A 26,974-nucleotide genomic window follows, 5' to 3' on the forward strand; every position below is an offset into this window, starting at 1 on the left:
ACACCTGGGAAAGCCAACGGCGTTGCGTCACAACGCGTACGGGTGCACCCGGCAGACATCCGGGTACGGCGGAGGGGCGGCCGGCCACGCGGGTACGCGGACAGGGCCGAGGAGCGGTTCACCTTCTCCTGAGGAGTGGTCAGTTGAGCGGCGGCGGAGTGTGTTCCCCCGGGTAGCCGCCGGTGTGTGCCCCCGTATGAAGTGCGGCGGCGATATGGCGGGACGCCTGCCGGGCGTCGGAGTGGCGGGGCCACCTGTTGAGCGCGTGGTTGAGGCGGCGGAGGTCGGCTCGGATGGTGGCCGAGTCGAGCAGGACCACCGACGAGGTGACGGCTTCGGTCATGGCGCAGGCTTCCGCCAGTTCCCCGGACTCGGCCAGGGCCAGCATGAGGCGGGCACCGTAGCGCGCCCTCGCCCGCCCGGCCTCGGCCGGGATCGCCTCCAGACCGCCCGCGAGCACGTCCACCGCGTCGGCGGGTCGGCCCAGGTCGTGCATGCACCAGCCGGAGACGAAGTCCGCCGGGCCGGCCAGATGCGCACTGCCCGGCACCGGGTCGCCCGCTGCCGCGGTGACGGTTACGGCCGTCTCACCGGCCCTCTCCTCCGCCATCAGATCCGTCGCACGGCCCAGCGCGTTCAGACATGCGGCGTCATCGCCCATGAGCGCATGGCCCTGGGCCTCCCGCTGCGCCGCCAGCCCCCGGACACGTACACCACGGGCCTGGGCGTCGGCGCGGCGCGCCAGAGCGAGCACGGCATGCGCGTCCTCGCGGTAGAGCGCCATCTCGGCACGCCGGATCAGGGTGTAGGCGACGAAGTCCGTGTCGTCGGCGGCATCGGCGAGGGTCGCGGCCCGCCCGTTCCACCCCAGCGCGCCGTACTCGTCGCCCGCTTCCTGGGCCATCCATCCCGCGTACTCCGCGAACCTGGCCGCGAGCCGCAGTGCGGCGGGCCGGTCGGGCGGGTGCGCCGAGCCGGCTATGCCTCGCAAGGCGTCGATGGAGGAAGTGAGCATGTGCCTGACGGCGATCGGCCCGAGCGCCTGGCCGAGCGAACGGCACTCGTCGTAGATACGCCGGTAGGTTCCCAAGATGAGGGCCACTTCGCCGCTCTCGAGCGGACCGGAGGTGATGCGCCAGGTCAACTCGCCCGGCGGGTGCTCCGGTTGGCCGAGCACCCACGGGTCGGCAGCGGGGAAGCCCGGCATGCCGCCGACCGGGGGGCGCGGGCTCCACGGCGCCCCCGGCCCGTGGGGCCGCCGCGCGCCGGAGGCTTCCCGGGGCCGTCCGTACGGACCAGATCGCGGAGGGCGCCGTCTGCCGACAACTCGTGGTCGCACCTCTGGGCCAGGGCGACGCTGGCGTTCTTCTGCCCTCGCTCCACCTTGCTCAGGTGGCTCGCGGAGAAGCTGACCAGACGAGCCAGGGCCCGGAGGGACACCCCGGCCAACTCCCTGCGGCGACGTAACTCCACGCCGAACGTCACTGAACCACGCGCCATTGCATGCTCCCTCATCAGGCCGCAGAGGCCGGATTCAGCCTATCTGCGGACTGTCTGATCCACGTCTTATCCCCGGGACGAGGAACCAAACGCGATCTGATCAACAAATGTGAGCTATGTCCCGACAATCTGTCAGGTGACGGCTTCGTGATCTTTCCCCGGGGCCCCCGGCGACCACGGCAGCGCCAGCCCGTCGCCCCCGCGGCGCGGCAGAAGGTGCAGGTGGAGGTGGAACACGGACTGCGTCGCGGCCCTCCCCCGCGACGTGATGATGTTGCACGGCCCCAGCTCTGCGGCAAGCTCGGCCGCGCGCAGCATCGTCGCGGCCGAGATCTCCGGATCGACGCCGACATCGGCCACATGGGTCTTGGGGATCACCAACGTGTGCCCGGCCGTCACACCGTCCGTCGGCGCGATGGCGAGGGCGTCCGGCCATTCCCGGACGACCCGGGCCGGTGCCGTGCCGGCCACGATGTCGCAGAACGGGCACTCTGCCGTACGGGTGAGGCGGACGGGCCGGACGGGTCGGGTGGTTCGCGGGGAGGGCGGGACGGCGGCCGACGGGATGGCCGGAACTTCTGTACTCACAGCAGGAATACCCTCGTTCTCGGGGGAGTTGGCAGGGCGCGCACGGGCGGCCCCCCATGTTCCCCCGGACCGCCACCCCCCGCGTACGGGCATCTGCGGCAAGGGCGCGGGTGCACGGAGAGTTACTGATTGGAGTCGCTCCATCACTGTTGGTCATGGGGTCAGGGTTCGGTGTGCACGCTCCGGGCCGCTGGTGGGGAGAGCCTGTGGAGAATGAGCCGTCGCTCCCATGGGTTGGTCGGCGTGGGGGCCGAAGCGCAGCGCCAACAGCAACGTCGACAAGAGGCGCAGGCCAGGTACCAGCGGGATCTGGACAGGCAGCAGCGCGCCCGGCAACGCGAGGGCACAACGCCGCCATCCCGGGGATGACGGCGGGGATCCGCGGCGGCGACCCCGAGGCGCGCAAGCCTCTCGGCGGTGGCTGCGGAACCTCGGGTTCTTGATCGGTGCCGGGTCCTCGGCCCCCGAGAGCGGCTCAATCCCGCGGCTGACCGGCGCGACTCGCCGTGTGCCTTTCGACGAGTCCCAGCTCAAGGAAGTGGAGGCGCTCGACGTCCGCGTTGCGTTCTCGCCTGAAGAAGCACCGTCACACCTCTCCTGACCCGCAAAATGCGAGGTGAGGTGTGGCGGAGTCTCGGGGGCTTCCCTGGGGCAGCGCACCGGGAGCGGAGCCAACCCGATGCGCCGCCGAGAAGATCACTTTTGTCCCCTATCGCGCATGTTCAGCGTCTTTGCAACCATGGAGAAGACGTCGAGGGGGCTGACACACCTCTCCGAGCAGGGCCGACCTAGGAGGAGCTTTGAGCGACTTCGAAAGTTCGAGCCGTCCGGGCGACGGAACGACGGCGACAACGGCACAGACCGCACGGGACAAGGCGAGCAAAGGCACCGATCTGGTGGCCGACAAGGCCGGTGACGTGGCCGGCACCGCCAGGGAACAGGCAGCCGATGTGACCGGTGAGGTTGCGGCACGGGCCCAGGACGTGGTGGGCGAGCTGCGCGGTCATCTCGAGGAACAGGCGCGCTCGCAGACACAGCGCCTGGCGGACAACGTACGGCGGCTGGCTGACGAACTGCACGACATGAGCCGTGACGGCGACGGCGACTCTTCCGCTGCGGGTGCGGTGAAGCAGATAGCGGACCGCGGGCACCAGGCCGCCTCCCACCTGGAGGACAGGGGGCCGGACGGTCTCCTCGATGACCTGCAGGACTTCGCACGCCGTCGCCCCGGGGTGTTCCTGGCGGGCGCTGCCCTCGCGGGCTTCGCCACCGCCCGGCTCGCCAAGGGCGCCAAGTCCGCGGACAGCGGAGGCGAGCGATCCGTGAGTACCACGGACCGAGGCACGCCACGGGCGGGTACGGGACGGGAGGCGCCGCGTGCCCAAGGAAACCGCCCGACGTCGGCCTCGCCCCGCACTCCGTCCTACGGGGGAGAGATCGCCCCGGGGCCGGTCCCGGTGAGCGACCCGTATCCGGATCCGCAGCAGCCGTAGGGAGAGGGGAAACCGAGCCGTGGTCACACCATCTTCGGAACACACCACCGCCCAGCCGGCCGCCCCGTCCGCCGGCTCCACCCGCGCACCGTCGGCGGATCCTTCCATCGGAGAGCTGGTCGGCGAGATCAGTGAAGACCTCACGCAGCTGGTGCGCGCGGAGGTCGAGCTGGCCAAGGCCGAGATCAAGGAGAGCGCGACCCGAGCGGGCAAGGCGGCCGGGATGCTCGCCGGCTCCGGGTACGCCGGTCATCTGATGCTGCTCATGGGCAGCCTGGCGGCCGTCTTCGGCCTCGCACACGTGGTCGACCTGGCCTGGGCCGCGCTGATCGTCACCGGGTTCTGGGCGATTCTGGCCGCCGTTCTCTTCGTGGTCGGCCGCAAGCGCCTCAGGACGGTCAGCGCCAAGCCCGAACGCACTGTGGAAACGCTGAAGGAGGACGCGCAATGGGCACGCAACCCGACGAGCTGAAGACCGATGTGGAAGACACCCGGGCCCACCTCGCCCACAACGTCGACCGTCTCGCGGACAAGGTCGCCCCGGGAAAGGTCGCGCGGCGCAAGGCGGACGCCACGCAGCGGCGGATCACCCGCGTGAAGGAGCGTGTGATGGGTGCGGCGAGCGACACCACGGCCACGGGCGGGCAAGGCGTCGCGGACACCGCCGAACAGGCGGGGGACGCGGTCAAGCACACCGCCGACCAGGTGGGCCGATCCGTACGCCGGGCCCCCGACCGGATCACGCGCCAGACGCAGGGCAGCCCCGTCGCCGCGGGCGTCATCGCCTTCGGCGCCGGCATGCTCGCGGCCGCGTTGCTCCCCACCACGGACGCCGAGGAACGCGTCGGCGCCCAGCTCCGCGAACACTCCGACGAACTTCTCGAACCCGTGAAGCAGACCGCTGAGGACGTCGCCCAGGACGTCAAGGAGGAAATGCGGGGGCCTGCCACGGAAGCCGTGGACGCGGTGAAGAGCACCGCACAGGACGCGGCTCGGACCACCAAGCAGAAGGCACAGGAGGCCGGGCAGGAGGCGGGGACGGGGCTGCGCGAAGTCGGCCGGGAAGCCGGCCGCGAAGCGGGCAACTGACCAGGTCGCTCCGGAGGACCGTCCGAGGACACGAAGCGCTCCGCACCGGCGTGGTCCCGTCGGTTTCGGGGCCTCGCCCAACGGGCGTCCCCTCCGGCCGCGGCATGACGCGGTCGTGAAGTCGCCGGCCGTCCACCGCTGAGGTTGTGTGATTCCCATGACGAATGAACGGCACGGTCAAGAGAACCCGGACCCGGAGAGGAACCGGTCGGGTCCCGGAACGCACACGCGAGCGGACACCGCCCCGCCCGAATCGCCGGCGAAGTTCGGCAGCGGCTCGTGGGGTGCGGTGCTGAAGCGCACGCTGGGCGAGTTCAAGCGGGACGAGCTGGCCGACCGGGCCGCGGCTCTGACGTACTACGGCATCCTGGCCCTGTTCCCGGCCCTGCTGGTTCTGGTCTCCCTGCTCGGTATCGCGGGCAAGGAGGCCACGCAGACCGTCCTGGACAACATGCAGAAGCTCGCGCCGGGAGCGGCCCGCGATGTCCTCACCAACGCGGTGACCCAGCTGCAGTCCAGCGGCGGAACCGGCTGGGTGATGGCCATCGTGGGTCTGCTGGCCGCACTGTGGTCCGCGTCCGGCTACGTGGCCGCGTTCATCCGGACCTCGAACGCCGTGTACGACGTACCCGAGGGGCGGCCGGCCTGGAAGGTGCTCCCGGTCCGCGTCGGCCTGACGCTGGTGCTGATGGTGCTGGCCTGTGTGAGCGCGCTGATCGTCGTGCTCTCCGGCGGGATCGCCAGCCGGCTCGGCACCGCTCTGGGTGTCGGTGACACGGCCATGACCGTCTGGTCGATCGCCAAATGGCCCGTCCTGGTGGTGCTGGTGACCATCATGCTGGCGCTCCTGTACTGGGCGGCGCCGAACGCCAAGGGCCGGGGCTTCAAGTTCGTGTCGCTGGGCAGCCTGCTGGCGCTGCTGATCTGGATGGCGGCCTCGGCCGGCTTCGCCTTCTACGTCGCCAACTTCGGTTCGTACAACAAGACGTACGGCGCTCTGGCGGGCGTGATCATCTTCCTGGTCTGGCTGTGGATCACGAACCTGGCGATTCTGCTCGGCTTGGAATTCGACGCGGAAATGGCCCGTGAGCGGGCCGTCCTCGACGGCCACCCACGGACGGAGGAGCCGTACGTCGCCCCCCGCGACACCAGCAAGTGGACCGACGAGGACCGCAGGGCCATGGGTGACACCGGCCCCGCCGACCCACGCTCGGATGAATGACGAATGACGAATGAGGACGACGGCGTCCGAAAGCTCCCCGGCCCGGCGAGCTTCCGGGCACGTGCGTCTCACCAAGCTTCTTCCGGGCACGTGCGTTCCGGATCACGGAGCTTCTTCGGGGCATCACTCGGGGTCGGGGCCGGGGGCCCAGCGTCCGGTGCGGCGGTTTCGGTGGGCAAGTCCGCGGTCCGCGAACGCTCGGAGCCAGTCGGTCATCGGCCACCAGCCCCAGCGGCGGTGGAAGATCTCGGCGTTGCGCAGGATGTCGTGCAGGTGTGCGACGGGCGGGCTGGAGACCGGGTGGTGTTGGTGGAAGGCGGGTGCGCCGCCGACCCAGGCGAGCGGGACGCCTGCGGAGCGGGCCCGCTGGCCGTAGTCGGTGTCCTCGCCGCCATACCCTTCGTACTCCTCGCAGAAGCCGCCGATGGCGTGCCAGGTGTCGGCCGTCACGGCGAAGGACAACGACCAGAACAGCGCATACTCGGTGTTCCGGTGGATCTCGTCGGCGCCGGGAGTCGGCCGACCGGGATGGGGTTCGGCGAGCGTGTGGAGATCGGCCAGTCGGTATCCGGCCGGGTCCGGAGGCGGCAGGTAGGCGACGGTGCCGCAGAGCAGGGAGCCTCGGGGCGTGAGCTCGAGGGCCGCCTGCCGGTAGCGTTCCAGCAGCTGTTCGCCGGGGACGCAGTCGACGTCCAGGAAGACCAGCAGTTCGGCGCCGTGCTCCAGCGCGTGGGTGGCTCCGAGGTTCCGGGCGCGGGCCAGCGGCAGGCGCCCGTCCTTCACCGGACAGTCGATGACCGTCGCGGCGGGTCCTCGGTCGGCCAGGACCGCGCCGAGGCGCGGATCGTCCATGGCGACGACCACGTACTGGTCCGGTGGACGTGAGCCGGCTGCGAGTCCGGCCTGCTGGAGGACGAGGTGCCGGTGCCGTCCGGCGGCGAGAGTGATCACCGCGGTGCGCATCACGAAGGCTGTACCTGGCGTGTGGCATCAGCCAGGGCGCGAGCGGCGCGGGCGGCACCGTCACCGGGTGCCCACTGCGACCAGCGTTCTCCGCCGTACGCGCGGGCGCGTTCCAGGAGAGCGGCCCACTCGCCGGCCTTCGGCCACCGGGGGGCGACGACGGCCAGGCGGCCGCGGGCGAGGGCGCGGCCCGTGGCCGCCTGTTCGCCGAAGGGGCGCTCCTGGGGCAGGACCACCGCCGGGCGGCGCGCGGCAGCGCACTCGGCGAGGGCGTTCTGGCCGGCGTGGGTGACCACGACGTCCGCCGTACAGAGCGCCGGCCATGGGTCCGTCGACCACCGCCCGTCCGGGCCCCCCAGCGTCACCCATCGCCAACCGGGGCTGGCGGCCCGTGCCGCCTCCACCTCTGCGGTGGAGACGTCACTGCCGCCTGCCCCCATGAGCAGGAGGACCCTCCGGGCGGGTGCTCCGTCTCCGTCCTCGTCCAGGAGTGCGGGCGGGCGGCCGTCGAAGCGGGAGAACGCTCCGGTGTGCACCGTCTTGGCTTCCCAGTGCCGCGGCCAACCGGGCTCCGGTAGCGTCGACGGCCACGGGGCGAGAAGCAGTTCGGCCAGGTCGTAGGCGGTCCGGTGCGCCGGGTCGGTGCGTTCGCCGCGCATGGCCACGACCGCCGTCGGGGTCCCCAGGAGCCTGGCGAGCAGCGCGACTTCCACCGAGACGTCGGACACCAGGAGCGTCGGTGTCGTCGCCGCGATCCACTCGGCGATCCGTGCCATGCGTCCTCGGAGCCCGGTGTGGAGGACCGGTGCCCAGTGCAGCCGTCCGCCCGCCGTCACGTCGCCGAACGCGCTCGGGTCGCCGTCGTCGTCCCTCGGCAGGCGTACCCAGGGGCCGGGCCAGTCGTGGGGCGCGGGGAGGGAGGAGAGCCCGGTCACCGTGAAGGGGCAGTGGGCTGCGATGGACCGGGCGCGGTGCAGATGGCCGTTGCCCTGATGGTGTACGTAGTAGCCGATCATGCCGATACCGACCGGTAGAAGCGTTCGTAGCTGCGCGTCATGACGTCCATGGAGCAGAAGGTCTCCGCGTGCCGGCGGGCGTCGGACCGGGAGAGGCCGGCTGTGGGCTCGACGGCTTTCGCGAGCGCCGTACTGTCGCCGGGCCGTACGAGGCGGCCGCAGGCGGGTGTGATGATCTCGGGCAGCGCGCCCCGGTCGAACCCGCACACCGGCGTGCCGCAGGCCAGGGCCTCCGCCACCACCAGCCCGTACGGTTCGTCCCAGCACGGCGTCACGACGGCGGCGGCCGAGGAGCCGACCAGTTCGCACAGGTCCGGTTGGTGGAGGTGGCCTTCGTAGGTGATGGTGCGACTGAGCCGGGGGCGGACGCACGCCTCGAAGTACTCGGGGTCTCCCACCGGGCCGGCGATCCGCAGCCCTCGGCCGGACTGTTCCGCCGTTTCGATCGCCAGGTGCGCGCCCTTCTCCGGAACGATCCGGCCCGACCAGACCAGATCGTCCCCGCCGGGCCCGGGCTTCCAGCGCTGGGTGTCGATGCCGTTGTGGACGACGGTCGCCGCGGGGACCACGTGCCGCCAGGCGGCGGCGGTGTGGGCGCTGACCGCGCTGAAGTGCACCGGGCAGTGCGGTGCGATCTGGATGGCTGATTCGATCCACGGGGTGGGCGGGGTGTGCAGCGTGGTGACGACCGGGACGGGGAGCGCGGGGGCCATCGCCACGGGCAGGTAGTTCAGGCTGTTGTTGTGCACGAGGTCGTACCGCGAAGGCTCGCGCGCCAGGTCGAGCATCAGCTGGAGGTAGGCGTGGTGCTCCTCGAGCCACGGTGCCGCCACCATGCTCGTGTCCCGGCAGGCGCTCTCACTGATCCGGGCCGGACGCAACGGCATCTCGACCACGCCCAGCTCCGGATCGGACCCGGGCCCCGCGAAGACGGTGACCTCGTGGCCGCGGGACCGCAGGGCCGTGGACAGCGTCCATGTGTGCGCCTCAAGACCCCCGGCGAAGGGCTGGGCGATCGGGTGCCGGGCGGACGCGATCAGGGCGATGCGCAAGGGTGCCGCGGGCCCCCGGGCGCCGGTCACAGGAGCCCTGTGTAGAGCGTCTCGTGGGCCCGGGCGATCCGGAAGCGTTCGGCTCCGCGCTCCACCGGGTCGGCACGCCAGGCGGGGCGCTCCGCGTAGGCCGTGCGTACGGCGTCGCGCAGGGACGCCGCGTCCAGGCCCTGCCGGTCGTGCCCGTAGGTGAGGCACGGGCGCTGCTGCGCGTAGAACCCGCAGGAGGGGGCGAGGACGGTGGTGCCGAGGTCGTAGCATGCCTCCAGCCACCCGGAGTGGGTGCCGAACCGGTAGGGCAGCACGGACACGTCCAGGCCGATCAGGTAGTCCCACAGCGCGTCGTCGTCGAAGTAGTCGTGCACGCTGAGCTCCAGTCGGCCCTCGCTGCTCATCCCGCGCAGTTCGTCGAGCACGCCGGGCGCGTACCAGTGGCTCGCCGGGTCGTCGACGTCCGGGTGGCAGTCGACGCGGAGCACCGCGCCGGGGAGTTCCGGCAGTACGTCGGCGAGTACCCGGACCACTGGCAGGGGATCCATGTTGGGTCGGATGCTCTTGGCGTGCACCCCGACGGTGAACCGGTCGCGCTGGGGACGCGGGCGCACCAGTCCGGCAGGTTCCACGACGTGCGGATGCGGCAGGACTGTGGCGGTGCGACCCCACCGTGCGGCGATCTCCTGTGCGGCGCCCGGGGTGAGCGTGATGAGCCGGTCCGCTCCGGGGATGAGCACGTCCAGCTGCGCCCGGTGCTCGCCCTCGTCGAGGTGGTGCGGGTTGACCAGGTCATGGACGGTGTAGACCAGCGGCTTCCCGTTCCCGCGCAGGGCCGCGAGGAGTTCTTTCAGCGCGGCGGGAGTCTGTGCGTCGAAGCCGAAGTGCAGGTGGAACACGTCGAAGGCGTCGGCGTGTTCGTCCACCCAGCCCGGGTCGAGCATGACCGGCGGCCACCACTGCTGGGAACCGCTCGGAGCGCCGCAGGGGCGGGGGTCGTCGAGCCGCGTCACCCGGTCGCCTTCGGAGGGGGACAGGTGGCGTACGTAGACGTGGTTGGCCGGGACCGACGCGATCCGGATGGTGCCACCGGCGCGGGACGCGGGCCCGGGTGCGTGGCTTCCCGTCGCTTCCACGCCGCGGGGAGTGCCAGGCGTTCGGAGCGGCGATTCGTCCGGACGGTGGGGGGCCAGTGGATCGGCCACGATGATCTCCTCGTTCGGTCACGTCTGAGCCACCCTGGCCCGCGAACAACAGAAGGGATACAAAGCCGTGCGCGCACCGTACGGTGAAGCCCGCGCTCCAGGTGATCCATGCTGCCCCACTCAGCGGTCGAAGGCTTGCCACGGGGGCCGTTGGGGTGACGGCTCGGTCCGTGCTCCTACTCGGTTCTCACGGATGCCCTGAATCCGTCCGTTGAATGCAAGCCGGTTGAAACGATTGCGGAAGTGCTTGGTCGGCGGGCAGGGTCCGCCCGCAGGACCCGGCTCATCATGGCCACCGTTTTCGTATCGGTACCCGCGTGCCTCTTCCCCGGCGTCGAAGGCAACAGACAAGGTCTGCCCGTATCCGTCGGCATTCTGTATTTCCGGGGCCGACCTGCACGACAGCCAGGCCCTGAGCCCCGCCCGGGTCCGCGCGGGATGGGCAGTGCGTTTCCCAGGCGCGTGCCGTCGAATCCTGGAGTGCTGGATATGACCGCTTCCCAGAACTCCCGGAGGTTGTTCAGGATCCGCGGTTGGATTCCTGCGCTCAGGTGGAGCCGAAGAAGGTCAAGCGTGGACGGGTTCAGTCGACAGGAAGGCATGGGGCACCGGCGCGCCGAAGCGCCGCAACTGCCGCGGCCTGCGGTGTCCCGGCGCTCGGATCGGGCGCGCCGGGACCGCTGGGAGATGCCGCTGGCAATAGGTGCTGTACCGGCGAGGAGTGTTCGCCGGTACAGCGACTGTCATCTTCCCGCGCCGGCCGCGCTCGGACGCATTGCAGCGGCGCGGGACCCTTTAGGTACCCCCGGAGGTGCCCTACTCCTTTCCCTGCTCGGTTGCGTGGGGGGCCGTTGGGCGATATCCGCTCAGTAGGCCGGTGATGCCTCGGGGGCCGCGCCCACGCGTGGAGGTGGTACCCGGGTTCAGCGGTCAGACCGTGGCGGGGAAGCGTTCCCAGACGCGGTGGGACCCCAGCAACTGCATGACTTTTTCGAGGGTGTTCGTCACGCTGTCGCCGTGGACGACACCGGGTGCGTCGCTGGGAATGGCGGCGTCGGCCAGGACACTGTCCGCGTCGGCCCAGGCGCCGATGGCCTTGCCGTGGCGGAAGGCTTCGTTCAGCAGCAGTAGCAGCCTTGGGTCGGTGGTGGAAGACGTGGTGTCGCCCGCCTTGGCGTCCCGGGCGCCGTGGGCGTCCGCGCCCACGGCGGGGGCGCCTGCCAGGAGGATGGTGTCGAACTCGATCGAGCGTGCGGTGGCGAAGGTGCGCTGAACCGTGACCGGGTCGTCGTCTGCGCCGAGCGTGCCGCCGGCCGGAGCGATGACCAGGGGAACCATCCCCGCATCCAGAGCTGCCTGACGCACGGACCGGACGCCGTCCAGGTCTGCGTTCGCGTCGGCGACGATACCGATGATCCGGCCGTCCAGCGGCCAGGTCCGGCCGATCTGGGAGAGGGCGGGGCTGGAGACCGGGTCGGCGAGCCGGCTGTCCCCGGCGGGTGCGGGAAGGCCCAGGCCGGCGGCAACCTCTTCGCACAGCCGGCTGTCGATGTTCGCCAGGACGAGCAAAGCCCGTTCCTTGATCGCCTGCTCGTAGCATTTGCCGAGTTCGAAGGTGTAGGCGGCGATGATGTGTTCGCGCTCGGTGGGGGTCATGCTGAGCCAGAACAGGCGAGGCTGGCTGAAGTGGTCGTCGAAGGACGCCGGTGCTTTGCGTTCCTTGACGCTCGCGGCGACCTCGGCGGGCACCTCGACGAACGCGCCGGTGTCCTCGCCGGCGAGGAACGGGCAGCCGCCGTCCAGGCTGTTGGGCCGGTAGGGGGCCACGCCGCGGTGCACGGCGGTCTGGTGCATGCCGTCGCGCAGCATGTCGTTGACCGGGGCGTGGGTGCGGTTGATCGGCAGCTGGCCGAAATTGGGTCCGCCGAGGCGGGTGAGCTGGGTGTCGAGGTAGGAGAAGAGACGGCCCTGGAGGAGCGGGTCGTCGGTGACGTCGATGCCGGGGACGAGGTGGCCGAGGTGGAAGGCGACCTGTTCGGTCTCGGCGAAGTAGTTCGACGGGTTGGCGTTCAAGGTGAGCAGCCCGATCGGCTGCACGGGGGCAAGCTCCTCGGGCACGATCTTCGTCGGGTCCAGCAGGTCGATCCCGGCGAAGTTCTGCTCCGGGGTGTCGGGGAACGTCTGAATGCCGAGCTCCCACTGCGGGAACGCACCGGCCTCGATGGCGTCGGCGAGGTCACGACGGTGGAAGTCCGGATCCACGCCGGCCGCGATCTGGGCTTCCTCCCAGACCAGGGAGTGCACACCCAGCTTGGGTTTCCAGTGGAACTTCACCAGCGTCGTGGCACCCTCGGCGTTGACCAAACGGAAGGTGTGGACGCCGAAGCCCTCCATCATCCGGTAGGAGCGCGGGATTCCCCGGTCGGACATGTTCCACAGCGTGTGGTGGGTGGCCTCGGTGTGGAGGGTGACGAAGTCCCAGAACGTGTCGTGGGCACTCTGCGCCTGCGGGATCTCCCGGTCCGGGTGCGGCTTCCCCGCATGGATGATGTCGGGAAACTTGATGGCGTCCTGGATGAAGAACACCGGGATGTTGTTCCCCACCAGGTCGAAGACACCCTCCTCGGTGTAGAACTTCGTCGCGAAGCCCCGGGTGTCGCGCACCGTGTCGGCCGAACCCCGCGAACCGAGGACGGTGGAGAACCGCACGAACACCGGAGTCTCGACATCCTTGGACAGGAACGACGCCTTGGACACGGCGGCCGCCGTGCCGTACGCCTGGAACACCCCGTGGGCGGCCGCCCCGCGGGCGTGCACGACGCGCTCGGGGATGCGCTCGTGGTCGAAGTGGGTGATCTTCTCGCGCAGGTGGTGGTCCTGCAGCAGCACAGGGCCCCGCGGTCCGGCCTTGAGCGAATGGTCGGTGTCGTGCAGCCGGGCGCCCTGCGCTGTGGTCAGGTACGGGCCGCTCTGCGCCATCCGGGCCTGTTCAGCGCCGGTGGGCTGGCCGGTGGGGCTGACGGTTTCCGGGCCGTGCTGGTCCGTCTTGGGCGGCAGCGGCTGGACCGGCTCGGTCGGCTCGTGCACCGGCGGGGAGAGTGGAGCCGGCTTGCCCGGCACACCGTCCTGTGGACTGTTCTCCTCGCCGCGCAGCGTGTCCGCGATCTTTTCCGCCGCGGCCTTGATCGGGTTCTGCTCGCTCACCGTGTACTCCTTGCATTCTTTGGGCTCTTGGACAAAACGGACAGGAAGTCGTCGGGCAGGTGCGTCGGCGCCCACTCGCTCCTCGGCAGCTTCGATGGGCCTCTGCTGCGAAGGCGTCAACCGTGCGCGGAGACGCTTCTGCGTTTTCTCCCGGCCGAGGGACCGGGGAAAGTTCGTGGGTGCTTCAGGTTCGGAGGGCTCGGACGACCACGAGTTCCTCCGTCGTCATCCCGGTCGGCACCAGGCCGTTTTCGCGAAGCCAGCGGATTCGTCCGGTCGTCACCGGGCCGAAGGGGATGGACAGGCGGTCGCTCACCTCGGCGGAGAGTCCCGCCCGGGTCAGCCGGTGCACGGTTTCGTCCGGGCCGCAGAGTGCGGAGTGGACCATCAGTAGACGGCCTCCGGGCCTCAGGACGGCGGGGGCCTGCTCGCAGATACGGTTCAGCAGGATGCGGCCGTCGAGCCCCGCGTCCCAGGCCCGGCAGGCCCCGCGGCGCGGCAGCCGGGTCTCGGGGGCCGGTACGTAGGGCGGGTTGCTGACCACCACATCGAACGAACCGGGCAGAACCCCGGTGAGGAGATCCCCCCGGCGCACGTTGACGGGCGCCCTGGCCGCCAGGGCGTTCAGCCGAGCGGACAGTACCGCCCGGCGGCTGATGTCCACGGCCGTCACGCGCGCCCCCAGCCGCGCCGCCCCAAGTGCCAGGACACCACTGCCGGTGCACACGTCGAGGACGTCCATGCCGGCGCCGATCCCCTCGCGCCGCATGACGGCGCTGAGGAGGTAGCTGTCGGCCTGGGGAGCGTAGACGCCGGGCAGACGCCAGATCCTGCCCTCGTCGGAGAGTTCCCCAGCGGGATCGTGTGGCGTTTCGTTCTCGTGCGAGGTTGCCCGGGGCGCCGGCTCTACCATCCGTCCTGCCCGGCAGTCGCGGCTGAGGGCGGCACGTCGTCGCTGATGTGCTGGAGCCGGGCTTCGATGAGGGTGCCGGTGAGACGGGTCGTGAACGCCGGCTGGGCTGCGGTGGCCGGTCCCGAAGTGTTCCAGCCGTCCGAGAGGCGGAAAGTGCTGCCGTGCCAGGGGCAGCGGATGCAGCCGTCGGTCACCTCGCCGTCGGAAAGCGGGCCGCCCATGTGGCTGCACCGGTCGGCCAGCACGCGTACCGTCCCGGACGGCTCGTGCACCACGACCACCGGCACCTCGCCCAGGCGGCTGCGCACGGGGGCCCCGACAGGGAAGTCGGTCAGGTCGCCGAGCGGATGCCAGCTTCTCCCGAGCAGTTCAGGGACGTGCTCGGCGTGGTTGGCGCCCGATGCCTGCCGAAACGCCATGTGACCGCCGACCGCACCACCCACGCTGACGGCCGCGAGCCCGGCCAAGCCCCACAAGCGGCCACGAGCGAACCGGCTGCGGGCACGGGCGGCGAAGGACACACCGTAGAACGCCACGCCGACGGCATTCGACGCTGCGTGAACCAGGCCGACGCGCATCTGCGGGCGCCGTAGCTCCGCCCAGTCGGTCCAGCCGACCACGGCGGCGGGAAGTGCGGCCACCAGCCCGACCGCCACCAGGGTGCGTGCAGCCCGTTGCCGGCCCGGAACGAAGTCCAGGACCGCCGCCGACATCCAGCTACCCATCGGCAACTGCACCATCAACGGATGCACCGGATGCCCCAGCCACCGGCCGTGCAGAACATCCCGGCCCCGCCCCATGGGCACTGCCCGGACAACAACCCGCGCCGCGTCGACCAGCCGGTCCGCGCGCTCGGAATGCTCCACTCGGTCCAGCGCGATCAGAACACGCCCCGGACCCGCGGAGGACGGCAGGACCGCACGAAGAACATCAAGTACCCGGCCCCGGTTCCCAGAGGTATCCATGAACCCCGTGTAGCCCACCAGCACCTGAGGGAAACAACCTTCTATCCGGATTCCCCCGGCTGCGAGACGCACCATTACTGGGACGCGTACCGGGTCCGCCCAGGCGAATCCTCTCCGGCCTGCGGGCTGACTTTCACCCTTTCGATCGCGCAGATGCCCCGGTTCCTCCTCCGAACGGGGCCGTCACGAGACGGCGGGTCGGACGAGAAAGCACTGAGTGTCCGGGCGCGTCGTGATGCTCTGGGGGTGTTCATGCGGCAAGGCTGGCATCCAGGCGAGGAAGTCCCCTGCGAAGGCGCTGCGGCCGCGGTCGCCCTCGGCGATGATGAGATCCCTACCCAGTCGCCCGTACCGCGTGGGATCCGCGAGAACCGCCCGGAGAACCTCGACGGGACGTTCGATCGATCGGCGCCGTACAGCCATCGGCTTCTCCAGGCCTGGGTGAATCCACTAAATCCACCGGCCCTCCCGTACTCGTCCCCTCCCGGCCCACGCGTCCACTTGCGCGGGCATCGGAGGGAGTCTCCGTCTGCTGGGCGGCAGGCCGGGTAGGCGGTACCACGTGAAACTCTTTCCCACGGCGCCTCCTCCGGCCCCGGACTCCCAGGCACCGCTCAAGAAGGCTCTGACCACCCCGCTGCTCTACTTCTTCATCCTGGGAGACGTCCTCGGAGCAGGCGTGTACGTCCTGGTCGGCCAGGTGGCCGCCGAGTCCGGCGGCGCGGTGTGGGCTCCCCTGCTCGCGGCCCTCTGCTTGGCTCTGCTGACGGCCGCCTCCTACGCGGAGCTGGTCACCAAGTATCCGCGCGCCGGCGGCGCTTCGCATTACGCCACATTGGCCTATGGGCCGTTCTTCGGGTTCCTCGCGGGCTTCTGCATGCTGGCGGCCGGCGTGGTGTCGGTGGCCGCTCTGGCCCGAGGGTTCGGCGGCGACTACCTGTCCGAGTTCGTCTCCCTCCCCATCGTGCTGGTGACGATCGTCTTCCTTGCCGCGTTGGCGCTGCTGAACGCCCGAGGCATCAGCGAGTCGACCCGGGCCAACGTCGTCGCCACGGTCATCGAGGTCGGCGGACTGCTCCTGGTGATCGGGCTCGGCGCCTGGATCGTGCTGCGCGGCGACGGAGACCTGGGAAGGCTCACGGACCTGGGCACCGCGCGCCAGGGTCCGGCGGCAGCCCTGCTCAGCGGCGCGGTGCTCGCCTACTACTCCTTCGTCGGCTTCGAAACGTCCGTCAACGTAGCCGAAGAGACGCGTGACCCCCGCCGCTCGTACCCCCGGGCGCTCTTCGGCGCCCTGGTCACCGCGGGGGCGGTGTACGCCCTGGTCGGTGTGGCCGCTGCGGTGGCCGTGCCGACCGCGAAGCTGACGGAGTCCAGCGGACCGCTCCTCGAAGTCGTCCGGGCGGCCGGAGGAGTCCCCACCGAGCTGTTCAGCGCCATCGCCCTGGTGGCCGTCGCGAACGGAGCCCTGCTGACGGGCATCATGTCCTCCCGCCTGGCCTACGGCATGGCGCGGGACGGCCTTCTTCCCCGCTTCCTCACCAAAGTCCTGCCCGGTCGGCGCACTCCTTGGGCCGCCATCGCCGCGACCGCCGCGCTGTCCCTGCTCCTCGCCCTGACCGGCGACGTGTCCACCCTCGCCTCCACCCTGGTCCTTCTGCTCCTGGTGGTCTTCTTCCTCGTCAACACCTCACTCCTCGTGCTGCGCCGCGACACGGCTTCGCAGAACCACTTCCGGGCGCCGACCCTCGTTCCGGTCCTCGGAGCCCTGTCCTGCGTCATGCTCGCCACCCAGATCGACCGCGAGGTGTGGCTGAGGGGGCTCCTCGTCCTGGCGGTGGGCGCCTGCCTGGGCGCCATCGCCGCGGTTCGGTCGGGACAGGCCTCCTGACACCGGCCCTCAGCCCCTCACCACAGCCGTGCCTCTTTCCCCGAATCCAGGGGGTCGGCACGGAGCTGTGGGAGAGGTCGGCACGGAGCTGTGCGAAACGAGCGCTGTCGGCGTCCGAATCCTGACCGTCTGGGCCGCGTTCGCGCAGACGCAGTCAAAAACCTTTGTTCTGTGCTTACTTGAGGGCGAAGTCCGAACATCTCTGTGCGCCCGGTGCGCACATTTTTCGCTGATTCACCCATCCGGCGGCGTGTACTACGGCATAGGATCATGCCGCGCCCTGGGGCCTCTCCTGCCCCACCGTCATGTCTCCCCCCACCGTCATCGTCCCCCTCATCAGCACGCCCTCACCGACACCCCCACCCTTCGTCAACAGGTACAGGTATCCGCGTGTCACCGATACTCCAGCCCGGTTCCGGCGACGGAGCCGCGCAGTGAAAATCAATCGTCGCCTCGTACTCCTCGTCACCGCACCGCTCACCGTGGCCGTCGCCTTCTCGGTCCTGGCACTCGCTCCCGCGACCAACCAGGCACTCCAGGCCGACCGACTGGCCTCGATGGTCGAAGTAGCGGACGCGGCAAGCGAGTTGACCAGCCGATTACAGCGTGAGCGGGCGGCGGCCACCGCCCTGATCTCCGAACAGGGAGACGCGGAGGCGTTCCGGTTACGTACGAACGCGACCGACGAGAGCATCGCCGGATTCCGCGGCCGGACCAAGGGGCTCTCCGCGGTACCCGGCAGCGCGCGGGGGGCCCTGGACCGTATCGAGCGCTTCATCGAGGAAATGCCCGGCCTCCGCGCACAGGTGCGCTCGGGAAGCAGCACCGTCTCCGCCCTCGCCTTCGGCTATCGGATCGTGATCGCCGACCTCAACAGCTACCGCGACGCGATCGCGCAGGCGGACGGCGTGGACGCCGACATCGCGGACCGGATCCGCGCCGCCGCCGCCCTGTCCGAGGCCGCGGAGCACACGGCCCAGCAGCAGGTCACCGTCGCGAGGGCGCAGGCCGCGGGCGGCTTCACCATCGCCTCGCAGCGGACCTTCGACGCCGGCCGGATGGGCTACACCGAGTCGACCGGCGCCATGTTCGACCTCGGGCCGGGCGAGTGGCGGACCTGGCTGGAGCGCACGCTCTCCGGGACGAAGGCGCTGGAGGCCCGACGCCTTGAGGACGAGATCGGGCGGACGGGCGCCGGCAAGGACATCACCGTCACCCCGAAGGAATGGCAGAAGGCGGCCAACGACCGCCAGGAGCTGCTGCGTTCGGTGGAGAAGAGGGTCGACGCGGCCGTCCTCGCCCAGGTCTTGGACCTACGCACCGCTCTCCTCTGGACGGCCGGCGCGCAGGTCGCGCTGGTGGTGTTGACCCTGGTCGGTGTGGTCGTCGTCGCGGTCCGCCTGGGCCGCGTCATGATCCGGCGGCTGCGCGATCTGCGCAACGCCGCGCACGAGGTCGCCCACTCCGGGCTGCCCGCCGTGATGAGCGAGCTGTCCCAGCCCGGCGCCCTGCGCGGCGCGACGCCCGAGGAGGTGGCCCGGCGGACGGGTGACCCGGTCAGCACCACGGGCGAGGACGAGATCGGCGAGGTCGGTGAGGCGTTCAACGCCGTCCACCACGAGGCCGTCCGTCTCGCCGCCCAACAGGCACATGTTCATGAGCAGTTGGCGGAGACGCTGGTCGGTGTCGCACGCCGGGGAGCACGGTTGACCGCGGTCATGGTGTCCGAGCTGGACACGGTGCAGCGCGACGAGGCGGACCCCGTGCGGATGAAGACCCTCTTCGCTCTCGACCACCTCGCCGTCCGCATGGAGCGCAACACCAACAACCTCCTGGTGCTGGGCGGTTACGGGAACGCCCGGGTGCGCTCGGCCGATGTGGGCTGCTCCACCGTCATCGTGGCCGCCGCCCAGCAGATCGAGCGGTTCGAGCGCGTCTCCCTCGGCGCGATCGAGTCGGGGATCGGGATCACCTCCCGCGCCGTGCACGACGTGGCGCACATCCTGGCGGAGCTGCTCGACAACGCGACCCGCTACTCGCCCCCGGACAAGCAGGTCGGGGTCGCCGTCTGGCGGCTGTGGGACCGGGCCGTCGTGCAGATCGTCGACGAGGGCGTGGGCATCCCGGCGGAACGCCGCGCGGTCCACAACACCGCGCTGCTCGAACCTCGGGCGGGCATCGGCGACGTACGGTCCATGGGGCTGCATGTGGTGGCACGGCTCGCCGCGCGCCACGGCATCGTCGTGGAGCTGCGCGACTCCTCGGGCCCCGGCACCATCGCCGAGGTCACGCTGCCCGCGAAGGTGCTGGCACGGGACCTGAAGGAGGACCCGGCTCCGACTCCGGGCCCGCTCGGCGGCGATGTCGGCTACGAGGCGCCCCGGCCGATCACCCCGCCGGGGCCGGGGGGCCACGCGCAGCCGGCCACCGCGAAAGCTCGCCCCGGCCACGACAGCGCCCCGGTCGGGCCGGGCGTCGGGCCGGGCGTCGGCGCCCCGGCAGGCGGCGGGCGGGAGACCCCGCCCGGCCACGCCAGGCCCCGCGGCTCCACCCGTGAGCGGAACCATGGCACCACGCCCGCGCCGCACCCCGTGCACGACGAGCCGGTGTCGCGCGTCGCCGGCGTCAGCTCCTCGGGGCTGCCCGTGCGGCAGCGCAGAGCGCCTCAGCAGTGGCCCGCCGCGGGGAAGCGGGAGGGCGCCGAACAGCGCCCCGGGGCCGGCGCGCCGCGGCCGGCGCCCCGCCGCCGGGACTCCCGACAGGTCTCCGACGTGCTCGCGGCGTACGCCCAGGGCATCAACCGGAGCACGAACCACCGGGGGCGTTCCGCCCCGGACGACAACACCGAACGGACCGAGAAATGACCACCTCCTCCGACCTGAGCTGGATCCTGAGCGATTTCGCCGGGCGCCTCCCGGAAGTCACCCAGGCGATAGCGGTGTCCGTGGACGGACTCGCGCTGGCGTACACGGGTGTGGAACGCGACGACGCCGAGCGGCTGGCCGCCATCGCGTCAGGCGTCGTCAACCTGCTGTCCGCGGCGGCCCAGTTGACCAACACCGATCCCGTGGAGCACAGCCTGACCGCGATGGAGGGCGGCTACATGTTCTCCATGGCCGTCTCCAGCGGTGCCTCGCTCCTCGTCACCACGACCAGGGACGCGGACATCGGCGAGGTCAGCTACATGATGTCCGAACTGATCAACCAGGTCGGCGACTCGCTCTCTCCCCAGCTCCGCGATCCGAGCCTCCCGCCCCTCCGCTGACCGCCGGTACGGGCGTCTCCCACCCACGTACGGCTCGCCGGTCCGGACTCCCACCGGTGGCGGCCACCCGCCGTACCCGTCCTGACCGGCACGCACGACACTCCTGCCCCCGAGACTGTGATGTGAGCCCCATGTTCCCCTTCGCTCTCCCCCGCCCCCACCGCCGCAGATTCCGGCCGGCCGGTGCTGCCGCCCTCGCCCTCGGCCTGGCGGCCGTCACCGGTTGCAGCGGCGACAGCGGAGCCGACGACGGCACCGTGAAGGTCGGCCTGGTGGCCTCCCTGTCGGGCACCTACGAGCCGGTCGGCACGGAGCTGCGGGACGGCTTCAAGCTGTACCTGGAGACCCACGGCAACAAACTGGGCGGCCGAAAGGTCGAGCTGATCGTGGCGGACGAAGGCGACGGCCCGCCGACCGCCGTGCCGGCGGCCACCAAGCTCGTCAAGAAGGACAAGGTCGACGTGTTGACGGGCCTCGTCGGCGGCGGTTCGGTCAACGCGGTCCTGCCGCTGATCCAGCAGGCCAGGATCCCGTTCCTGGGATCGAACGCCAGGCCTCCGGTCAAGGACATCGAGTACGTCTGGACGACCAGCTTCCTGTCCGACGAGCCGGGCCGGGCCATCGCCCCGTACATCAAGGACAAGGTCGACGGGCCGGTCTACGCGATCGGCCCCGACTACCAGGGCGGTCACGACGAACTGCGCGGTTTCACGGATGAGTTCAAGCGGATCAAGGGGAAGCTCGCCAACCCGGACGGCAAGACCACCTGGACGCCGTTCCCGAAGACGACCAACTTCATGCCGTACTTCGCGGAGATCGCCAAGACGGACGCCAAGGCGGTGTACTGCTTCTACGCCGGCAAGGCCGCGATCGACTTCGCCAAGCAGTACGCCCAGTCGGACATCGCCGATCTGCCGCTGTACACGGCCTTCGTGACCGAGGGCAGCGTGCTCCAGGCGCAGGGCGCGGCGGCGAAGGACATCTACTCGGTCCTGAACTACGCGGCCGACCTCGACAACGAGGCGAACCGCACGTTCGCCGCCGACTGGACGGCGGAGCACGACACGCAGCCCACCACCTACGCGATGGCGTCGTACGACGCGGCCGCCGTACTGGACAAGGCGATCGCCGACGCGGCGAAGGACGGCGACGTCACGTCGCAGACCATCAACAAGGCCATCGCGGGTCTGGGCCAGATCGACAGCCCGCGCGGCGCGTGGGAGTTCGGCGACAAGGCCCACTCGCCGGTGCAGACCTGGTACCTGCGCCAGGTGCGGCCGGACGGGGCCCGGTTGGCCAACGTCATGGTCCAGGACCTGGCGACGCTCGGCAGCTGACATGGATCTCCTCGACGCCCACCTCATACCGGCGGTGGACGGGGTGGCCTTCGGGCTGCTGCTGTTCGTGGTCGCCGCCGGCCTGAGTCTCGCCTTCGGCACCGCGGGTGTGCTCAATCTGTCGCACGGCACGCTGTACGCGATCGGCGCCTACACGGGGGCCGAGCTGAGCGACGGGACCTGGGGCGGTCTCGCCCTCGGCCTGGCCGCCGGAACCGCGGCGGCGTGCGTCGCCGGGGCGGGGCTCTCCGCCGCGACGGCTCCGCTCGCCCGGCGTGGGCATCTGGCGCAGGCACTGCTGACGTTCGGGCTCGCCCTGATCGGCGGTGATCTGCTCATCCAGCTCTTCGGGGCGGACGAACTTCCCGTGCGCGTTCCCGAGGCGCTCGACTCCTCGGTGATGCTGCTGGGGCACCGCTACCCCGCCTACCGGCTCTGCTTCATCGTGATGGCCGTGCTGCTGGCGGCGTTCGGGACCTGGGTGCTGACCCGGACCCGGATGGGAGCCGCGGTGCGGGCGGCCGCCGACGATCCGCAGATGCTCGCGGCCACCGGACGCAACCCCCGGGCGGTGCACACCGGCGTCCTCGCGGCGGCCGGAGCGCTGGCCGGGGCGGCGGGCGTGCTCGGGGCGCCGATCATCGGCCCCGGCCCCGGTACGTCCGAGACCGTGCTGATGCTCTCCCTCGTGGTGGTCGTGCTCGGCGGGCTGCGCTCGCTGTGGGCGACCTTCTTCGCGGCGATCGCGGTGGGCGAGGTGCAGACGCTGGGCGTCTCGCTGGCGCCCGATCTGGCGCCGTACCTGCTCTTCGCCGCGATGGCGGCGGTGCTGGTGCTGCGCTCCCGTTTCACGGAACCGGCGGCGGGGCACGGCCCCGAGGACCCCGGGCCGGACCCGGTCGCCCGGCTCCGGAACCACCTCGCCGGCCGTCTGCGACGACGGCCGCGCGGGACGCCGGGGACGGCAGGAGCCGCGGAGACCTCAGGGGCAGCTGGGGCGTCGCGGGCAGTAGAGACGGCTGGGACAGCAGGGGCGTCGGGAACAGCATGGACGTCAGGGACAGCGAGGGCACCAGGTACAGCAGGCGCGTCGGGAACAGCATCGACGTCAGGGACAGCGAGGGCACCAGGTACAGCAGGCGCGTCGGGAACAGCATCGACGTCAGGGACAGCGAGGGCACCAGGTACAGCAGGCGCGTCGGGAACAGCATCGACGTCAGGGACAGCGAGGGCACCAGGTACAGCGGGCGCGTCGGGAACAGCATGGACGCCTGGGACAGCTGGGGCGCCAGGTACAGCAGGCGCGTCCGGAGCAGGCCCGACCGCGGAGGTGGCCGGGGCGGACCGGGCCGGCGCGGCGCCCCGCGAGCACGCGAGCCGGGTGCCCGCCTGGGCCGGCCGGCTGCCGGGCGGGGCCGCGTGGCGGCAGGCGGCCCCGCTGCTCGTCCTGCTCGTCGTGCTGGTCTCCCTGCCGACCGTGCTCGACGCGTACAGCATCTCCCTGGCCGGTTCCGCCCTGGCCCTGGGGCTGCTCGCGGTCAGCGTCACCATCCTCACCGGCTACGCGGGACTGCCCACCCTCGGGCAGACCGCGCCGTTCGCCGTGGGGGCGTACGCCACCGCGAACCTCGCGGAAGCGGGGTGGGCGGTGGGGCCCGTGCAGCTCGTGATCTCGGCGCTCGCCGCCGCCGTCTTCGCCGCGGTGGTGGGTCCGGCGGTGATCCGGGCCCGCGGCACGACCGTCCTGATGATCACGCTCGCCATCGGCGAGCTGACCGGCGCGGTCGTCAACCAGCTCAAGTCCGTCACCGGCGGCGCCGACGGACTCGTCGGCTTCCCGGCCACCCGGGCGCTGTGGGGCGGGGAGGAGATGCTGGAGGAGAGCGAGCTCTACACCTACGCGCTCGTCGTCGCCGTCGTCGCCGTCTCCGCCACCCTGCTCGTCCTGCGCTCCCCTGCGGGGAAGCTGCTGACCGGCACCCGGGGCGCCGAGGCGCGGATGCGCGCCTCCGGACACCCGGTGGGGCGCTACCTGTGGGTGGCCCACATCTGCGCGGGCGCGCTGGCCGGGGTGGGCGGTTCCCTGATGGTGACCGTCCAGCAGTATCTCGCCCCCGCCGACGTCGGGTTCGAGATCGCCGCGTTCGCTCTGCTGGCAGTGGTCATCGGCGGTACGACGTCCGTGATCGGCGCCCTGCTGGGCGCCGGGCTCATCGTCGCCACCCGGGACTGGGTCGCCGGTTCGTGGCCGGGCCACGGGCCGCTGCTGCTCGGCGTGCTCTTCGTCGCCACCGTGTACCTGCTGCCGCGCGGCCTCGCGGGGCTGCGCGGTGGGACCGGCGGCGGGAGCGGGCCGCCGCCCGAGGCTCCCGTGACCGGGGGCCGGCCCCCGTCGACGCCCGCCCCCCACCCCGTCGGGAAGGTCTCCCCATGACACCGGCACCTACCGCGGCAGCGCCGGAGCCCCCCGTACTGGACCTCGCCCGGCTCACCCGCCGGTACGGCACCCTCACCGCCGTCGACGACGTCAGCCTGCGGCTCCCGGCGGGGGCCCGGCACGCCGTCATCGGTCCCAACGGCGCCGGCAAGACCACCCTCCTCAACCTGATCGCGGGCACGGACCGGCCCGACCACGGCACGATCGCCCTGGACGGCACCGACATCACCCGGACGCCGACCGCCAGGCGCAGCCGTCTCGGGATCGCCCGCAGCTTCCAACAGCCGTCCGTGATCGGGGAGTTGTCGGTGCTCGACAACATCGTCCTGGCCGGCTGGCCGCACCACCCGAAGCGCCGCGGGGCCTGGCGCAGCCCGTCCCGCTACCGGCTGCACACCGAGTCCGCGGCCCGCCGTCTGGAGACCGTCGGTCTCGCGGACCTCGCCCACCGGCCGGCGTCCACGCTCTCGCACGGGCAGCGCCGCATGCTCGACCTCGCCGCCGCGCTGGCCGGCGACCCCCGGCTGCTGCTCCTGGACGAGCCGGCGGCCGGACTGACCGACGACGACATCGGCCGGCTGCTCGCCATTCTGGACGGTCTGCCTCCGGACGTCGCGGTCGTCCTGGTCGAGCACCACGTCGAGGTGGTCGCCCGGGTCGCGTCCACCGTCACGGTGCTGGCCGCCGGGAAACTGCTCGTCACCGGTCCGACCCGGGAGGTTCTGGCGCATCCCGAGGTCCGCGACGCGTACCACGGCACCGGCTCGACGGCGGGCCCGGCCGCCGCACCAGCGAGAGGATGACCGACGCCCGATGCTCGAACTCACCGGCCTGACCGCGGGCTACCACGGCGGCACCGTCCTGCACGGGCTCGACCTGTCGGTCCCCGCCGGCACGGTCCACGCCGTCGTCGGCCACAACGGCGCCGGCAAGACCACCCTCGTCCACACCGTCGCCGGACTGATGCGCCCGAGCGCCGGAACCGTACGCCTCGACGGCCGCGAGGTGACGGGGCAGCCCGCGCACCGGATCGCCCGTGCCGGGATCGGGCTCGTACCGCAGGGCCGCCGGGTGTTCGCCGGGCTCACCGTCGACGAGCACCTGCGGCTGTCGTACCGTCCGCCGCGCCGGGGCGACGCGGAGCGGCCCAGCGTGTGGACCCCCGCGCGCGTGTCGGAGCTGCTGCCCCGGCTGGGCGAGCGCCGGGGCAACCGGGGTGCGGAGCTGTCCGGCGGCGAGCAGCAGATGCTGGCGCTGGCCCGCGCCCTGCTCGGTTCGCCGCGGGTGCTGCTCCTCGACGAGCCGACCGAGGGCCTCGCCCCGGTGCTCGTCCGGCAGGTCCACGGGCTGGTGGCCACGCTGGCGGCCGAGGGCATCGCCGTCCTGCTGGTCTCCCCCAGCCCCGCCCAGGCCGTCGAGTCCGCCGGGGCGCTCACGGTCCTCACCTCGGGGCGGACGACGCTACGCATGGACGGTGCGGACGCCCGCGCCGACGGCACGGCGCTGCACGCGGCGCTGGAGCTGGCGCCGACGGCGGTCTGATACGCGAGCGGGAAAGGGGCGAGGCACAGGGCCGCGCCCCTTTCCCGCCCTTTCCCGACGCCTCTTTCCCGTCCCCGGGAGGCCTACCCGGCCTTCAGCCGGTGGCCGCCGAAGCCGCTGCTCCGGTCGGAGCCCTGGTTCTGGTCCTGCCACCACGTGTCGAACGCGGTCCGGTCCATGGCGGGCCAGTCGGGTGTCTGCTCGACCTGCGCGGCGCCCATCCGGCGGGCGAGCGCGACCATGGCCGAACCGATGGGCCCGCGCCCGGCGTCGTAGCTCTCCAGGATCTCCTTCCAGCTGCCCCCGGCGGTCCAGGCGGCCTCCAGGGCGGTCGCGTCCTGGAGCGCCTTCACGCTGCCGCCGCCGATGTGCGGCCGGGCGACGCTGGCGGCGTCACCGACGAGCACCATCCGTCCCGAGGTGTAGTGCGGCGCCTCCAGGTCGTAGATGGGCTGGATGAAGGTGGTCTCGGCGGGGGTGCGGAGCACCCTGGCCGCCCAGTACGGCGGGAAGTTGTCCGCGACCAGGGCCCTCAGGTGGGCGATGAGCTCGGAGTCGAGCCGGCCCGGCGGGAGGGAGGTGGGGGCCCGCAGGTCGGGGTGGAGGCCGTCGGCCCCGGGGGGCGCGGTGTAGAGCACCCAGTTGAGCCGGTGTCCGCCGAGGCCGTCCGGGATGCGGTAGATCACGCAGTGCCCGCCGGGGAAGACGATGTTGTGCGCGTCGCGGCCGTCCGACGGGAGGTCGGCGACGTCCGGCGACGTGCCGCGCCATCCGATGTATCCGGCGTACGTGGCGTCCGCGCCGGGGAACATGGCCTTGCGGACGACGGAGCGGTATCCGTCCGCCCCGATCACCACGTCGAAGTGCTCCCGGTGTCCGTCCGCGAGGCGCAGCGTCACCCCGTCGGCGTCCGGCTCGACCCCGGAGACCACCGCGCCGGACCGGTAGGAGACCCCCTCGGGCACTCGCCGGCGCAGTTCGCTCCACAGGGAGCCCCAGCTGTAGGCACGGAAGGGGAACGGCTGCTCGCCGACGACCCGGCCGTGCTCGGCGTCGCCGTCCCGCACGCTCCACACCCGCCGGGTCAGCGGCGCCCAGGGCATCTCCGGGGCGACGTATCCGGCCTCCCTCAATTCGTCGTAGCGGTCGCTGTGGAGGGCGATTCCCACCCCTCTGTCGCGGAGCCGGGCATCGGCGCGTTCCAGGACGGTGATCCGCTCGGCTCCCCCGCGCGAGGCGGCCAGGGCCGCGGCACACCCCGCTACGCTGCCGCCGACCACGGCGACGCTGCCTCCACGCAT

General features: G+C 71.6%; 21 protein-coding genes and 1 pseudogene. 11 read left to right on the plus strand and 11 right to left on the minus strand.

The window, feature by feature from the left end:
* Positions 1-139: 139 nt before the first annotated feature.
* The 3 genes and pseudogenes from AC3CH1_RS06565 to AC3CH1_RS06575 all read right to left on the minus strand — a co-directional run bounded on the left by AC3CH1_RS06565 (position 140) and on the right by AC3CH1_RS06575 (position 2,088).
* Complete coding sequence (locus tag AC3CH1_RS06565) at positions 140-1,339, minus strand: NsdA family TPR-like regulatory protein (protein WP_488461994.1); 1,200 nt, start codon at positions 1,337-1,339, stop codon at positions 140-142.
* Positions 1,309-1,515: pseudogene (locus tag AC3CH1_RS06570) on the minus strand (helix-turn-helix domain-containing protein); the annotation flags it as partial. The gene AC3CH1_RS06565 and the pseudogene AC3CH1_RS06570, both read right to left, overlap by 31 nt.
* 117 nt (positions 1,516-1,632) lie before the next feature.
* The gene (locus AC3CH1_RS06575) at positions 1,633-2,088 is read right to left on the minus strand and encodes an HIT family protein (protein WP_488461995.1); all 456 of its coding nucleotides are present in this window, start codon (positions 2,086-2,088) and stop codon (positions 1,633-1,635) included.
* An 800-nt stretch (positions 2,089-2,888) separates the two neighbouring features.
* Here AC3CH1_RS06575 and AC3CH1_RS06580 point away from each other — a divergent pair.
* The 4 genes from AC3CH1_RS06580 (at position 2,889) to AC3CH1_RS06595 (ending at position 5,892) form a co-directional block, all read left to right on the plus strand.
* On the plus strand, positions 2,889-3,581 hold the full coding sequence (locus tag AC3CH1_RS06580) for a hypothetical protein (RefSeq protein ID WP_488461996.1): 693 nt from the start codon (positions 2,889-2,891) through the stop codon (positions 3,579-3,581).
* Between the two features lie 19 nt (positions 3,582-3,600).
* Entirely contained in the window at positions 3,601-4,053 is a 453-nt protein-coding gene (locus AC3CH1_RS06585) for a phage holin family protein (protein ID WP_488461997.1), read from the plus strand.
* Positions 4,029-4,670, plus strand: a complete 642-nt coding sequence (locus AC3CH1_RS06590) for a DUF3618 domain-containing protein (protein ID WP_488461998.1) — start codon at positions 4,029-4,031, stop codon at positions 4,668-4,670. Before AC3CH1_RS06585 ends, AC3CH1_RS06590 begins: the two co-directional genes overlap by 25 nt.
* A 157-nt stretch (positions 4,671-4,827) precedes the next feature.
* Positions 4,828-5,892 (plus strand): YihY/virulence factor BrkB family protein, encoded by a 1,065-nt coding sequence (locus AC3CH1_RS06595; RefSeq protein ID WP_488461999.1) that lies wholly within the window; start codon positions 4,828-4,830, stop codon positions 5,890-5,892.
* 123 nt (positions 5,893-6,015) lie between these two features.
* Here AC3CH1_RS06595 and AC3CH1_RS06600 read toward each other — a convergent pair whose 3' ends face one another.
* The 7 genes from AC3CH1_RS06600 to AC3CH1_RS06630 all read right to left on the minus strand — a co-directional run bounded on the left by AC3CH1_RS06600 (position 6,016) and on the right by AC3CH1_RS06630 (position 15,225).
* Positions 6,016-6,855: a glycosyltransferase family 2 protein gene (locus tag AC3CH1_RS06600; RefSeq protein ID WP_488462000.1), complete on the minus strand. Its 840-nt coding sequence runs from the start codon at positions 6,853-6,855 to the stop codon at positions 6,016-6,018.
* Entirely contained in the window at positions 6,855-7,871 is a 1,017-nt protein-coding gene (locus AC3CH1_RS06605; protein ID WP_488462001.1) for a glycosyltransferase, read from the minus strand. The genes AC3CH1_RS06600 and AC3CH1_RS06605 overlap by 1 nt, the downstream gene beginning before the upstream one ends.
* Entirely contained in the window at positions 7,868-8,953 is a 1,086-nt protein-coding gene (locus AC3CH1_RS06610) for a glycosyltransferase family 4 protein (RefSeq protein WP_488462002.1), read from the minus strand. Before AC3CH1_RS06610 ends, AC3CH1_RS06605 begins: the two co-directional genes overlap by 4 nt.
* Positions 8,950-10,050 carry a glycosyltransferase gene (locus AC3CH1_RS06615; RefSeq protein ID WP_488462003.1) on the minus strand — a complete coding sequence of 367 codons (1,101 nt, stop codon included), beginning with the start codon at positions 10,048-10,050 and terminating at the stop codon, positions 8,950-8,952. The genes AC3CH1_RS06610 and AC3CH1_RS06615 overlap by 4 nt, the downstream gene beginning before the upstream one ends.
* A gap of 999 nt (positions 10,051-11,049) precedes the next feature.
* Positions 11,050-13,323: a catalase gene (locus AC3CH1_RS06620; RefSeq protein WP_488462004.1), complete on the minus strand. Its 2,274-nt coding sequence runs from the start codon at positions 13,321-13,323 to the stop codon at positions 11,050-11,052.
* Between the two features lie 184 nt (positions 13,324-13,507).
* Entirely contained in the window at positions 13,508-14,236 is a 729-nt protein-coding gene (locus AC3CH1_RS06625) for a HemK2/MTQ2 family protein methyltransferase (RefSeq protein ID WP_488462005.1), read from the minus strand.
* The gene (locus AC3CH1_RS06630; RefSeq protein ID WP_488462006.1) at positions 14,230-15,225 is read right to left on the minus strand and encodes a Rieske (2Fe-2S) protein; all 996 of its coding nucleotides are present in this window, start codon (positions 15,223-15,225) and stop codon (positions 14,230-14,232) included. Before AC3CH1_RS06630 ends, AC3CH1_RS06625 begins: the two co-directional genes overlap by 7 nt.
* Positions 15,226-15,763: 538 nt before the next feature.
* Here AC3CH1_RS06630 and AC3CH1_RS06635 point away from each other — a divergent pair.
* The 7 genes from AC3CH1_RS06635 to AC3CH1_RS06665 all read left to right on the plus strand — a co-directional run bounded on the left by AC3CH1_RS06635 (position 15,764) and on the right by AC3CH1_RS06665 (position 25,673).
* Positions 15,764-17,092, plus strand: a complete 1,329-nt coding sequence (locus AC3CH1_RS06635) for an APC family permease (RefSeq protein ID WP_488462007.1) — start codon at positions 15,764-15,766, stop codon at positions 17,090-17,092.
* 434 nt (positions 17,093-17,526) lie between these two features.
* Positions 17,527-19,956, plus strand: coding sequence for a sensor histidine kinase (locus AC3CH1_RS06640; RefSeq protein ID WP_488462008.1), 2,430 nt, complete (start codon positions 17,527-17,529; stop codon positions 19,954-19,956).
* Positions 19,953-20,357, plus strand: coding sequence for a roadblock/LC7 domain-containing protein (locus AC3CH1_RS06645; RefSeq protein ID WP_488462009.1), 405 nt, complete (start codon positions 19,953-19,955; stop codon positions 20,355-20,357). The genes AC3CH1_RS06640 and AC3CH1_RS06645 overlap by 4 nt, the downstream gene beginning before the upstream one ends.
* A 131-nt stretch (positions 20,358-20,488) precedes the next feature.
* Entirely contained in the window at positions 20,489-21,694 is a 1,206-nt protein-coding gene (locus AC3CH1_RS06650) for an ABC transporter substrate-binding protein (RefSeq protein ID WP_488462010.1), read from the plus strand.
* Position 21,695: 1 nt separating this feature from the next.
* Complete coding sequence (locus AC3CH1_RS06655; RefSeq protein WP_488462011.1) at positions 21,696-24,128, plus strand: branched-chain amino acid ABC transporter permease; 2,433 nt, start codon at positions 21,696-21,698, stop codon at positions 24,126-24,128.
* Entirely contained in the window at positions 24,125-24,934 is an 810-nt protein-coding gene (locus AC3CH1_RS06660; RefSeq protein ID WP_488462012.1) for an ABC transporter ATP-binding protein, read from the plus strand. Before AC3CH1_RS06655 ends, AC3CH1_RS06660 begins: the two co-directional genes overlap by 4 nt.
* A 10-nt stretch (positions 24,935-24,944) precedes the next feature.
* Entirely contained in the window at positions 24,945-25,673 is a 729-nt protein-coding gene (locus tag AC3CH1_RS06665) for an ABC transporter ATP-binding protein (RefSeq protein WP_488462013.1), read from the plus strand.
* An 83-nt stretch (positions 25,674-25,756) separates the two neighbouring features.
* Here AC3CH1_RS06665 and AC3CH1_RS06670 read toward each other — a convergent pair whose 3' ends face one another.
* Positions 25,757-26,974, minus strand: a complete 1,218-nt coding sequence (locus tag AC3CH1_RS06670; RefSeq protein WP_488462014.1) for an FAD-dependent monooxygenase — start codon at positions 26,972-26,974, stop codon at positions 25,757-25,759.

Source organism: Streptomyces sp. MGP-P1 (assembly GCF_057766565.1).

Coding starts and splice junctions, on each gene's coding strand:
- AC3CH1_RS06590 (WP_488461998.1), top strand. CDS start 4,029: ATGGGCACGCAACCCGACGAGCTGAAGACCGATGTGGAAGACACCCGG.
- AC3CH1_RS06595 (WP_488461999.1), top strand. CDS start 4,828: ATGACGAATGAACGGCACGGTCAAGAGAACCCGGACCCGGAGAGGAAC.
- AC3CH1_RS06600 (WP_488462000.1), bottom strand. CDS start 6,855: ATGCGCACCGCGGTGATCACTCTCGCCGCCGGACGGCACCGGCACCTC.
- AC3CH1_RS06605 (WP_488462001.1), bottom strand. CDS start 7,871: ATGATCGGCTACTACGTACACCATCAGGGCAACGGCCATCTGCACCGC.
- AC3CH1_RS06625 (WP_488462005.1), bottom strand. CDS start 14,236: ATGGTAGAGCCGGCGCCCCGGGCAACCTCGCACGAGAACGAAACGCCA.
- AC3CH1_RS06645 (WP_488462009.1), top strand. CDS start 19,953: ATGACCACCTCCTCCGACCTGAGCTGGATCCTGAGCGATTTCGCCGGG.
- AC3CH1_RS06650 (WP_488462010.1), top strand. CDS start 20,489: ATGTTCCCCTTCGCTCTCCCCCGCCCCCACCGCCGCAGATTCCGGCCG.
- AC3CH1_RS06655 (WP_488462011.1), top strand. CDS start 21,696: ATGGATCTCCTCGACGCCCACCTCATACCGGCGGTGGACGGGGTGGCC.
- AC3CH1_RS06660 (WP_488462012.1), top strand. CDS start 24,125: ATGACACCGGCACCTACCGCGGCAGCGCCGGAGCCCCCCGTACTGGAC.
- AC3CH1_RS06665 (WP_488462013.1), top strand. CDS start 24,945: ATGCTCGAACTCACCGGCCTGACCGCGGGCTACCACGGCGGCACCGTC.
- AC3CH1_RS06670 (WP_488462014.1), bottom strand. CDS start 26,974: ATGCGTGGAGGCAGCGTCGCCGTGGTCGGCGGCAGCGTAGCGGGGTGT.